The sequence below is a fragment of the Aporhodopirellula rubra genome (genome assembly GCF_014192335.1).
Classification (GTDB): domain Bacteria; phylum Planctomycetota; class Planctomycetia; order Pirellulales; family Pirellulaceae; genus Rhodopirellula; species Rhodopirellula rubra.
Map to the genome: position 1 here is coordinate 193,509 of NZ_JACHXU010000009.1, position 11,236 is coordinate 204,744.

Genomic DNA, 11,236 nt, shown 5'->3' on the forward strand with positions numbered 1-11,236 from the left:
ACCGCACGATGCGATCACGCACAAGCGATACTGCATCGTCTGAGCCCGAAGCACCAGTGTGCTATCACGATAGCACACGGAGCCGTTTCGTCAACAAGACGAGTGTTTTTCTTCAATCCGGGCCGCATCCAGACTACGCCCCAACGACGCTTTAAACTCGCTGCGGACGATACAGATCGAGATCGGCACGCCCAGCCAATCCCGCGTAGATTCCTGCGATTTGCTTCCAGCCCGCACGCAATTCTTCTGCAGCATCAGGAAGATCTGACGATTGGACTCGGAAGAAGTAATCCGTAAGCAGATCAAACTCGAGCTGGCAAAAGTCCGAAGGCAAATCAGCAACAATCACACATTCACATCGCAGCTGTCCGGCCTCCGCGTTGCCGTCGCCTTCGTCCCCAATCGGTTTGCCGCGGAGCGACAGCAAGAAGTCCGGCGGGATATCGTCATCGAGATCGTCCCCCGCTTCGTCGGACGACTCGTCATCGGCGAGCACCGGAGCCAACGCGACGGAGTCGACAAACGTGCCGGGATAGACTCGCCCGCGCAAAAGATCCGTCGCAACGACTGATTGCAAACCGTCTTCGATCCACTCCTTCATCGTTACCGGCAACGCAGCAGGGGCATCTTCCCGCTGGGCCGCGATCGCTGAAATTGCGAGCGAAGACATGCTGCGGTCGGGAAGCATCGGAAGCGGATCGTTCCAACGCTCGTCGATCGTTTTACCGTCGAGCCAATGACGCGCAAACCAATCGTTTTGAAACGTTGGACCGATGCGATGACGTTCCGTCTTGGTGCTGGCACGTTTCGCCCATACGTCCGCGCCGGCGAGCAAGGTGACATCGTATCCTAAGTAGCGGCCGTACAGGGCGGCTTCAATCCCGATCGGTGTTGTTCCAATGACCGCAATCGTGCCAGGCGGATCAAGAGTGGCGGGCAGGAAATCGTCTGGTTGCATGTTCATGATTGAGTGGAGTGGTGTTCTTGTTGCTTGCCGACAGAGAAAGGCGACATGTCCATGAAAGTTGTTTTTTGTTCGATCAAGTCTGCCATCGCGGTTGCCGTTGCGGGTGCGAAGTGAATCCCGCTGCGATAGTGTCCCGAGGCGACATAAACACGCTGGCTGTCAGGTTGACGTCCGATCAACGGGAAACCGTCAAACGTCATCGGCCGCAATCCCGCCCACCGTTGAATCTCCGGTGCATCGGCGAGATCCGAGCACACGTGCCCGGCAAATTGACGAAGGTGATCGATCACTTCCGCGGTCGTGTGCTGGGCAAACCCAGCCTCCTCTTCGCACGAGCCAACGAGTACGTGCCCGTCGCCGCGGAAGACGAGGTACCGGTTGCCAATGTTGAGCACCGCAGGAGCGTTAAACCGGTCGCTGTGCAACAACAGGATCTGACCGCGGACGGGAATCAATGCGTTTTCTAGCTTGGCCGTCGGCGTGATGTAACCTGTTGCGGCACCACCGCACAACACCACACGATCGGCGAGGATGTTTTGGTGCTGCCAATTCGAGTCGGTTCCGATGGTGACCTGCTGACCGGATTCTTCGACGGCCGTCACCAGGGTGTCATAGACAAACCGAACCCCGGTTTGAACACATGCCGCGTGAAGTGCTTTGAGCACGCGTGAGGGGCGAATTTGATGTTCGTCGGGAACCCACCATGCGGCGAGATCGGGACGTTGCTTCATCCAAGGATTGTCTTTGATCCACTGAGACAACTGGGGCAAACGCTCACCGACTTCAACGCGGTTCAACGCCTCGCACTCGATATCGAGTTCTTTCCAGTACGCTGTCATGCCTCCCATCGCGGCGGCCTCGCCAACGGTTTCGGTGAGATAGTATCCGCCGCATCGCATCAGGCCGACATCGATCCCGGTGAGCTCGCCGAGTTGGTGCGCCCATTGGGGCCATAACTGGTGACTGTAACCACGCAATCGATCGAGCGGATCGGTCGCGCGTTCAAAGTTGGCAGGTGGCAAAATTCCACTCGCGGTCCACGATGCGGGCCGGTTGGTTTGCGTGTTGTCCTCGACGGCCGACGTGTCTTCGCTCCCGGCACTGCGACGTTCAAGCAGAACAACCGATTGCCCACGGCGAGCGAGCTCCCAGGCGATCGACATGCCGATGATGCCGCCACCGACAATGGCGATTTCGCGATTGTTTTCAACTGACGGAAGTGTTTTGGCGGGACGGCTAGATGGATCGGGGTTCATGGTCGTTCTACGGCGAGGGCTGGGGAACCGTTATTTGAGTCGCATTTGGCTGGATTGGATACCTCCCACCCCGTCCCTGGCGTGGGCGATTCAAGGGATCGAATTCTGAAACAGAGGGTGCCCATGCGGATATTGGCGTTGGATCGTTTCGACGAGCCGATTCAAATCCGCGGCCGTATCCACGTCGTGACGCCGTTCGAGCACCGCGACCGAGAGCCCCCGTTCATTCGCCGCAGTCAACGTCTGCTCGAACACCGTCTCGGTACTCCAGGCGATCCCATCGAACAACCCAGCGAGAGTCGTCTCGGTGACCGGGGACGACATCAGAGGATCCCGATCCGCCCCACTCCTTCGCACCCCGATCAAATAATAGCCACCGTCAAACGCGGGACCGATCACCACATCATTTTGCTGTAGCTGCGCCCACGCGTTTTCAATATCCGCATGCGAAAGCAACGGGCAATCCGCGCCGATCAACACGCACGAGCGGCCTCGATATCGATCCGCCGTCTCACTCGCATCGCTAATCTCACTCAATGGTTCACCGGCGATCGCCCTCGAACGGGGAACCGGGAAAAGCAGCCCGGCAAACCAGGACTTCATGCGATCTCCTAAATCTCCGCCCCCCTGGTCGATCACCTCCCAATTCGAAATCGAACGCTCCGCAAGAGTCGCCTCGAACCGCCTGAGTCGCTCAGGCGGCGTCGCCACGAGCTGCCGTTGGTCGCCGGCACCAGACAGTTGGCAGAGCAGGTGACAAACGAACCGCTGATGGATCATCGCGGCCAAATTCATCGCATCGGTGGATTCACCCAAATTGAGCTTTCTCGCGACCTCAGCCAGCAACGATGGCGTACGTTCTTCCGACGAGCTTAGAGACATCGCGAGCCGAGTCTTCACTCGACCGGGATCCCAGTATTTTGCCATCACCCCGAGCGCAAGAAAGTTTCGTTTTTGCGACATGTTTGTGCGAATAACCGAAGGCAGAGGGGTGATTTTTGAGTACACTCGAACGCAGATCGCACGCGGAAAATCGTGGCGTGGAACGGTTCTTGCGGTGTCCGATCGAGCGGTGTGGTATTCTTAATGAACTGCGCAACGCACCTTAACCCCGCCTTTGGGGCAGATAATGAGGTCGTAGACGGTTCATTCGACTAGAAAGATACTATTAAAACGATTAAAAAGTGGCTCCAGCCTAAACGGGTTTAGCTAGACTGCCTCTATTGGCAGCAACGCTCAAATCTCGGTCGGCTGCCGCAACAATTCTCCGGGCGGGATCACGGTCGACCTCTCCATGTCATCCATTACCTCAGAACGCTTCGTATCGATGGTTGCTAAGAGCAATCTGATCGATGAGAACACGCAAGAGCGTTTCTTGAAGAAGGTATATGACAAGTGCGGCGGAAAACTGCCCTCCAACCCTCGGAAATTGGCCACCGCGTTCATACGGGCGGGATTGCTGACCGAATGGCACATCGAAAAGATCTTTGCCGGTAAGTACCGCGGATTCTTTCTTGGCAAATACAAACTGCTCGGCCACATCGGCACCGGCGGAATGAGCAGCGTGTACCTGGCCGAGCATGTCGGCTTGCACGACAAACGGGCGATCAAAGTCCTACCAAAGAAACGGGTTCATGACGCCTCCTATTTGGCACGATTCAAACTCGAAGCGCAAGCGATCGCGTCGCTCAATCACCCAAACATTGTGCTGGCGCATGACATCGACAATGAAGGTGACACCCACTTTATTGTAATGGAATACGTCGACGGCATCGATTTGCAAATGCTCGTTCGCCGCGACGGCCCCCTGGACTTTTCCAACTCCGCCGACCTGATCGCCCAAGCCGCACGCGGACTCGAACACGCACACCAACGTGGCGTCATTCACCGTGACGTCAAACCCGCCAACCTGTTGATCGATCAAGACGGACGCGTTCGACTCCTCGACATGGGTCTCGCACTCATGGCGTCTGAGGAAGAGCACTCCCTGACAGTCGCCAACAACGAAAACGTCCTCGGAACCGCCGATTACCTGGCGCCCGAACAAGCCCTAAACAGCCACAAAGTCGACCACCGCGTCGACATCTACGGTCTCGGTTGCACGCTGTATTACCTGCTAACCGGACGCCCACCGTTCTCCGACGGAACGTTAGCACAACGGATCATCAAGCATCAAAACGAAATGCCACGATCGATCCGAGAACTTCGGCCGGATTGCCCCGGCGAACTCGAGGGCATGTGCGTCAAGATGCTTCAGAAAGATCCCGCGTATCGCTATCAATCTGCGAGAGAGGTCGCCGAGGTCTTCGAGAAGTTCGCCGCACGCGTTCCCAAAGGACAACCGGTTCGCATCGGATTGGGTGACGCACCCGCTGATGTCGCACCGTTGTCGTCGCTGAGCTTTAACGACAGTAGCTCGGGCGGCATCTCGCGAGACAACGTGCAGCACGACACCGTCACCGGAAAAAACGACGAAACGCTCGCCAGCAGTCGGTCGAAATTGATTCGCGAACAAGACCAACTCGCCAGCAGCAGCGGACGGTTAGTGAAAGTTCAATCGATGGGCATTCCATCGGATTCATCAGCGGGCAGCTTGCTCGATCTAGAAGTCGAGTCAGGTTTCCGTGACCCGTCTCAACGCAAGCGACGCGACAACCATCCGATTATCGACAGCGACACTCAGCTCCGTCGCCCATCCCAAAACCAACGAGCTCCGATGGATCCGTTGTTGATGGGAACGATTATCTCCGCACTCTTTGTTGCGGCCCTCGTGCTCGGATACTTCATCGCACGAGTGACTTCTTAATACCGATCACGGCTTCATACTGACTACGGTTTCATGCCGATCGCAGAGAAGCGACGGCGTTTCGTCAGCACCAAGACTTCCGGTGAAACCAAACGACTCGTGACGCCGCTTGGTCGCGGGGCGTGAACCGAAGTTCAATCGCCCTGAGCTTTGCCCAAAACGCAGGCTTATGGTTTCGCTTTGCGTTTGTTCTTCTTGGGTTTACCGGAAAAAGTCCGCTTTGGACCGGCGTGAGCGCCGCGTTTGCCATTCTTAGGCCGGAACCCGCCACCGCTGCGGTTGCCACCACGCTGATAGCCGCCACCACGTGAATCGCCCTCAAAATCAGTGTCGCGTGACACCTCGAGGTTCAAACGCTTGCCCGACACCCAGGTCTTGCGAAGTTTTTGATAGATGTCCGACGGCATGCCTTCCGGCAAATCGATCGTGCTGAACTCGTCGCGAATGTTGATCGGACCAATGTATTGCCCTTCGATACCGGCTTCGTTCGCGACCGCACCGACGATATTGCCCGGCTTCACACCGTCTTGCCAGCCGACTTCGATACGGTAACGAACCATGCCTTCGCGTGGTGGACCGAGTTGACGGTTCGGTTTGTTGCCGCGGCCGTGGGCTCCGCCCCGGTCACTGCCGCCGAAGTGATCCCCGCGATCGAAACGTCCGCCGCGATCTTCCGAACGCGCCGCCGGCCGATCTTTCATCATGAACGGACGCCCTTGCAGGGAGATCTCCGCAAGAGCGGCTGCGATCATTTCGAGAGGTTTGCCGGTTTCTTCGGCGTAGTTCGAGATCAACTCTTTGAACAGAGTCAAATCCTTTTCCGCCGTCGTGTCGGTGATCTGCTGCCCGAATCGCTTGACCCGCATCGCGTTGATTTCTTTTGCGGTCGGAATGCCGACGATTTCAATCGGCTGCTTCGTGGCACGTTCGATGTGCCGCAACTTCGTACGCTGCGCGTTGGTCAAGAAAATGATCGCTTCGCCATCGCGGCCCGCACGTCCGGTACGTCCAACGCGGTGGATGTACGACTCGGTGTCGTGAGGCAAATCAAAGTTGAAGACGTGACTGATCCGTGGCACGTCGAGACCGCGAGCGGCAACATCCGTTGCGACCAAGATATCGAGCTTGCCGTTCTTAAGTTGGCTGATGGTCCGCTCGCGAACCTTTTGCGGCATGTCACCGTTCAAGGCCACCGCGGACAAACCTTCTCGCGTGAGGCTCTCGGCGACACTGATCGTGGCATCTTTGGTCTTGGTAAAGACGATCACACCATCGGTTTCCTCGACTTCGAGCAAACGCACAAGTGCGTCAATCTTGTCACGTGGCGAAACGAAGAGGGCACGTTGACGGATCGAGTCGGCGGTCGCCGTTTTCTTTTTGATCGTGATCCGTGCCGGATCGTTGAGATACTCGTCAGCGATGTTCCGAATCGGTGGCGGCAGCGTCGCTGAGAAAAGGGCGACTTGACGAGTCACTGGTGTCTTTTCGAGAACGAACTCAACGTCTTCCAGGAAGCCCATGTTGAGCATCTCATCGGCTTCGTCGAGAACCAAGCAATCGAGTTTGCCGAGATCCAACGTGCCGCGATTGACGTGATCGATCACACGCCCCGGCGTCCCGACAACAACTTGAACGCCACGGCGGAGTTGTTTGAGTTGGGGCTCATAATCCTGCCCACCGTAGATCGCGGCGACGGCAAAACCAGGAACCTTGGCACCGTACGTCGAAAACGATCGAGCGACCTGAATCGCCAGTTCACGCGTTGGAGCCAGCACCAAAACCTGCGGGTGATACTTGCTGGTGTCGATCGTCGTGAGGATCGGCAATGCGAACGCGGCGGTCTTGCCGGTCCCAGTCTGCGACTGAGCCAAAACGTCTCGGCCGTCGAGCATGTAAGGGATAATCTCGGCCTGAATCGCGGTCGGCGTGTCGTAGCCGGACTTCACGACCGCTTCGAGCACTTCGGGACGAAGAGGGAACGCGGCAAAGCCCTTGTCTTCTTCCTCGACAGGTACTTCCGCAACGACTTCTTCAGCAACGGCTTCCGCAACGACTGGTTCAGCAACGACCGGTTCTTCTACGGCAGGCTGTTGAACGGTGGCTCGTTCAGCGATCGGCTGCTCGGCAGTCACTTGTTCGGCAGTCGGTTGCTCGGCAACAGGCTCTTCAACAGACGACGGGCTAGCGACCGATTCTACCGCGGTGGCTTCAGGCTCAACCGGTTCTGGGGCAGCAGCCTCAGCAACGACCGGTTCAACATCAGTCGGCTCAACTGCAACCGGTTCAATGGCGACGGCTTCGTTCACCACTGGTTCGGTCGCTACCGACTCAGCAGAGGCTAATTCAGCAACGTCGACGGGCTCTTGATTCGATTCCGCCACCACAGGCTCAACAGCAACAGGCTCAACAGCAACAGGCTCAACAGCAACAGGCTCAACAGCAACAGGCTCAACAGCAACAGGCTCAGCAACAATCGGTTCAGCAGCGACCGGTTGTGTCACGACTTCTTCTTCGAGTTCGGCGACGGGTGCGGAGCAGATGACTTCGCTTTCGACATCCGACGGGACCGCGAGACACTCCACGGTCGTGTCTTGGGTGTAGCACGCCAAAAGGGCGTCGTGAGTTACCAGTGCGGGTTGCACGGACGATTCTTCAAATTGGTCGTGTTCAGCAACGAACTGCTCCTGTTCGGTGACGAGGAGTGATTCGTTGGGTGAATTCTGTTCAGACAAAACGGCGTTCTCAGAGTTTGGAAATTGGCTCGACATGTTAGCTTTCAATGCGCAGATCAACCCCAAAAACCGAATCACGAAACCGGTCGGCTGGGGCGTAGTTTAGGTCGGAAGGATGGCGTGGCGAACGAACGCACCGGATACAGGACCGATGCGACGCAACACAGATCGCGACGCTGCTTTCTCTTCCAAGGCAAGTGATAAGAAAATCACGCCCGTAGGATGGCTCATTTGCCCACAAAGGTGATTGCGAGACGGGAACCGTTAAAGACTTGTCGCGTAAATGAGCCCGTGAATCATGAAAAATCCGCGTGTCCTCGATGACTCACTGAGAGCGAGCTGGCCGGTGGCCAAAGACGTGCGGAAGGATCGGATCGAAGTTCTGTGAATCTTCGACGGCTCTTTCGTGCGAGGGAGTCTAACCTAAACTCTGATTTTGCAATAGGAGAAAACTCGGAAGTCATCCGAGTTCGGAGATTGCTTCGCCGCACACGCCCACGCGCGGCCTACCATTCCGCTCAACCGGTTATTCCGATATCTCCCCACGCCCCCCACCATCGATCCAATCAGGGGGAACTCCGGGCGAGTTTCATCGCGGCCGTGTTGGCCGCAGAGGACGATTGCTCAGGATTCGGAAAACGGATCAGGCTTCGGAAAATAACGCGTCCAGGCAAAGCTGGCTCCATGTTTCCAACCGATCGTAGCTGTCTCGCAGCTCCGCGAGGGTCAAGAATTCACCTTCGGCGAGCTCCGGTTCGTTACTCGTCACGTTGGGTTGCTCGAGCGTAAAGCGGTGGATCACGCCCAGGTGCACGCGTCCGACTTCGTTACTCGGGTCATACAGAACGCCTTCCCGGTCATCGGTGTAATCGCTCAGGATCGTGACCTCTTCATCCAACTCGCGCCGCATTCCGGTCACGTACGGATCCTCATCGCCATCGGCATCCTCGCGGCTGATGTGCCCGCCGACACCGATGCTGCGTTTGGCGTGCAGCCTCGTTTCTCCCGAACCACCGCCGCGTGTGTACGTGAAGACTCGCACCAAATCATCGGCCGGGTCGGTCCACTGCATCACCACGTAGGGAATCAGTTGTTTGAAACTCGGATCCAATTCCATCGCTGCTCGCGGACGATAAGACAACTGATCGCTGGCCAGAATCGGAACGAGAAATCGATCCACGTCCACCTCAAAGCCTTCAAGGTGTCCGATCGATGTGATGAGGTCGGCCGGCACGACCAGAACGTGTTCTTCAGACATGATTTGTTGTGGAGGGTTTCGTGGATTCTAATGGAGTGTTTGAGACATCCGATTGCGGCGAAATCGACTCAGGGTTGTCGTTCGATGAGGCCGTGCGACGCGAAGTCAGGTACGTATATCCAGCCAGAGCGCGTTCATACGCGGCAACGGTATTGCCAGCCTGCTGATGATTGATTCGCCCATCGTCGACCGCGACTTCGACCGCATCCTGAATCGCTTCGACTAACTCGCGGTCTTCGTACTGAACGTAGCCGAGCACTTCGGAAACGGTATCACCTTTCACGATCGAACGGATCTTGGTGATTTCCCCGTCGAGTTCGATGTGCACAGCATGAGTGTCGCCGAACAGGTTGTGAAGGTCGCCGAGAATTTCCTGGTAGGCACCGACCATGAACACGGCGAGTTGATAGGGCTCGCCGGCACGAAGCGGATGCAACATCAGGGTCTCGGTTCGCTGGCCGTCACCGACAAATGAATCGATCTTCCCGTCGCTGTCGCACGTGATGTCCCCGAGCACGGCATGCCGTGTTGGACGTTCGTTCAAACGATGAATCGGCATGATCGGAAACAACTGATCGATTGCCCACGAATCCGGCATCGATTGAAAGAGCGAGAAATTCGCAAAATAAATGTCCGACAACATGCGATCGAGCCCCGACAAATCCTCGGGAATTTCGTCGAGCGCGGTCGCGAATTCGCGCGCCCGGTGGCAGATCGCAAAATACAACGTTTCCGCCGCCACACGTTGCTCGAGCGGCAGGTACCCACCACTGAACAAATTCATGCACAAATCCAACGCGACTTGCGCGTCGTGGAATGTTTCGAGCATGTTGGAGGGCGACATGTGTTTGTATTGTTCCCACAGGTCGTGAACCGGTTGCTCGAAATCCTCAGGCGGACCTTCGGGTGCGTCGTTTCGCAGTTGGCGACTGCGTACCTCTTCGCTGAGCCGGTCTTCACCGAGATTATTGTCATCGCCGAATTCGTTTTCGTCGTTTGACGTCACGAGCTCTTCCTCGGCAGGAACCCGCGCCCAATCAGGCAGATCCGATTCGCCCTGCGATGTCACCCCGAGCGTTTCCATCACGAGCACGCTGTGCTGCGCCGTGATCGCTCGACCGCTTTCGGAGATCAACTGCGGATGTGGCACTTCGGCTTCGTCGCAGACGCTTTGAACGTGATATACGACGTCATTTGCGTACTCCTGAATCGTGTAGTTCATACTCGATTCGTTGTCCGACTGAGAACCGTCGTAGTCGACACCGAGTCCGCCACCGACGTCGAGATAGCCCATCGCGGCGCCACGTTTCTTCAGATCAGCGTAGATCCGTGCGGCTTCCAATATCGCCGATTTCAATTGGCGGATGTTTCCGATTTGACTGCCGACATGAAAATGCAACAACTGGAAACAGTCACCCATATCGATCTCAATGAGACGATCGAGTTGCGTGAGCACTTCGGCGACGGTCAATCCAAACTTGCTGCGGTACCCACCGCTGGCTTGCCAACGCCCACTGCCTCGCGTGGCGAGTTTGACGCGGATGCCAAATGTCGGGCGAACGCCGACCTCCTTGGCAACTCGCAAAATCAAATCCAACTCGCTGACCTTTTCAACGACCGGCATCACGGTTCGTCCGAGACGCTGGGCATGCAGGGCCAAACGGATGAATTCCTCGTCTTTAAAACCGTTGCACACGATCGGGAGACCATTGTTCCCCATCGCGACGGCGGCGAGCAATTCGGGTTTGCTGCCCGCTTCGATACCGAACCCGAGTTGGGAACCTTCGCTGACGATCTGCTGCACGACCTCACGTTGTTGGTTCACCTTGATCGGGAACACGCACCGGTACTGATTTCCGTATCCATGGTCCGTAATCGCTTTGCGAAAACAGCGGTCGATCCGCCGCAGTCGGTCACGAAGGATGCCATTGAATCGGATCAAGATCGGTAATTCCAATCCACGATCAATCAATCGATCAACCAACGATTTCAGATCGACCGAATGCGGGTGTCCCGGGTCGGGCGTGACCAACACCGTGCCATCGGGTGAAATCGAGAAATAGCCGTCGCCCCAACGTTCGATGCCGTATTGCGCCGCGGCATCGTCGAGCGTCCAGGATTCAACCGTCGCGTTGTGTTCTTTGTTCGTTTTCAAATCCGGGTGCCTCTGGCAGCAAAATGGAGCGAGGACGAGAGCCTAATCAGCAAAAAAGCGTC

Annotated in this window: 8 protein-coding genes; 1 reads left to right on the forward strand and 7 read right to left on the reverse strand. The window is 56.7% G+C overall.

Features of this window, described 5'->3' with window-relative positions:
* Window positions 1-151: 151 nt before the first annotated feature.
* From FHS27_RS14125 to FHS27_RS14135, 3 genes are all read right to left on the reverse strand, one after another.
* The gene (locus tag FHS27_RS14125; RefSeq protein WP_184305553.1) at window positions 152-964 is read right to left on the reverse strand and encodes a hypothetical protein; all 813 of its coding nucleotides are present in this window, start codon (window positions 962-964) and stop codon (window positions 152-154) included.
* Window positions 961-2,223: an NAD(P)/FAD-dependent oxidoreductase gene (locus tag FHS27_RS14130; protein ID WP_184305554.1), complete on the reverse strand. Its 1,263-nt coding sequence runs from the start codon at window positions 2,221-2,223 to the stop codon at window positions 961-963. The genes FHS27_RS14125 and FHS27_RS14130 overlap by 4 nt, the downstream gene beginning before the upstream one ends.
* 90 nt (window positions 2,224-2,313) lie before the next feature.
* Window positions 2,314-3,186: a TIGR04282 family arsenosugar biosynthesis glycosyltransferase gene (locus FHS27_RS14135; RefSeq protein ID WP_184305555.1), complete on the reverse strand. Its 873-nt coding sequence runs from the start codon at window positions 3,184-3,186 to the stop codon at window positions 2,314-2,316.
* A 331-nt stretch (window positions 3,187-3,517) separates the two neighbouring features.
* Here FHS27_RS14135 and FHS27_RS14140 point away from each other — a divergent pair, with 331 nt between their 5' ends.
* The gene (locus tag FHS27_RS14140; RefSeq protein WP_184305556.1) at window positions 3,518-5,029 is read left to right on the forward strand and encodes a serine/threonine protein kinase; all 1,512 of its coding nucleotides are present in this window, start codon (window positions 3,518-3,520) and stop codon (window positions 5,027-5,029) included.
* 167 nt (window positions 5,030-5,196) lie between these two features.
* On the opposite strand, the gene FHS27_RS14145 is transcribed toward FHS27_RS14140, so the two are convergent.
* The 4 genes from FHS27_RS14145 to speA form a co-directional block, all read right to left on the reverse strand.
* On the reverse strand, window positions 5,197-7,797 hold the full coding sequence (locus FHS27_RS14145) for a DEAD/DEAH box helicase (RefSeq protein WP_184305557.1): 2,601 nt from the start codon (window positions 7,795-7,797) through the stop codon (window positions 5,197-5,199).
* 66 nt (window positions 7,798-7,863) lie between these two features.
* Complete coding sequence (locus FHS27_RS31395) at window positions 7,864-7,992, reverse strand: hypothetical protein (protein ID WP_261363929.1); 129 nt, start codon at window positions 7,990-7,992, stop codon at window positions 7,864-7,866.
* Window positions 7,993-8,404: 412 nt separating this feature from the next.
* Window positions 8,405-9,019 carry a phosphoesterase gene (locus FHS27_RS14150; RefSeq protein ID WP_184305558.1) on the reverse strand — a complete coding sequence of 205 codons (615 nt, stop codon included), beginning with the start codon at window positions 9,017-9,019 and terminating at the stop codon, window positions 8,405-8,407.
* Window positions 9,012-11,102, reverse strand: coding sequence for a biosynthetic arginine decarboxylase (speA, locus tag FHS27_RS14155; RefSeq protein WP_390853545.1), 2,091 nt, complete (start codon window positions 11,100-11,102; stop codon window positions 9,012-9,014). Before speA ends, FHS27_RS14150 begins: the two co-directional genes overlap by 8 nt.
* Window positions 11,103-11,236 lie beyond the last annotated feature (134 nt).

Bases quoted from the DNA above. Each gene is read 5' to 3' on its own strand.
- FHS27_RS14140 (WP_184305556.1), top strand. From the start codon at position 3,518: ATGTCATCCATTACCTCAGAACGCTTCGTATCGATGGTTGCTAAGAGC.
- FHS27_RS14145 (WP_184305557.1), bottom strand. From the start codon at position 7,797: ATGTCGAGCCAATTTCCAAACTCTGAGAACGCCGTTTTGTCTGAACAG.
- FHS27_RS14125 (WP_184305553.1), bottom strand. From the start codon at position 964: ATGAACATGCAACCAGACGATTTCCTGCCCGCCACTCTTGATCCGCCT.
- FHS27_RS14135 (WP_184305555.1), bottom strand. From the start codon at position 3,186: ATGTCGCAAAAACGAAACTTTCTTGCGCTCGGGGTGATGGCAAAATAC.
- FHS27_RS14130 (WP_184305554.1), bottom strand. From the start codon at position 2,223: ATGAACCCCGATCCATCTAGCCGTCCCGCCAAAACACTTCCGTCAGTT.
- FHS27_RS14150 (WP_184305558.1), bottom strand. From the start codon at position 9,019: ATGTCTGAAGAACACGTTCTGGTCGTGCCGGCCGACCTCATCACATCG.
- FHS27_RS31395 (WP_261363929.1), bottom strand. From the start codon at position 7,992: ATGAGCCATCCTACGGGCGTGATTTTCTTATCACTTGCCTTGGAAGAG.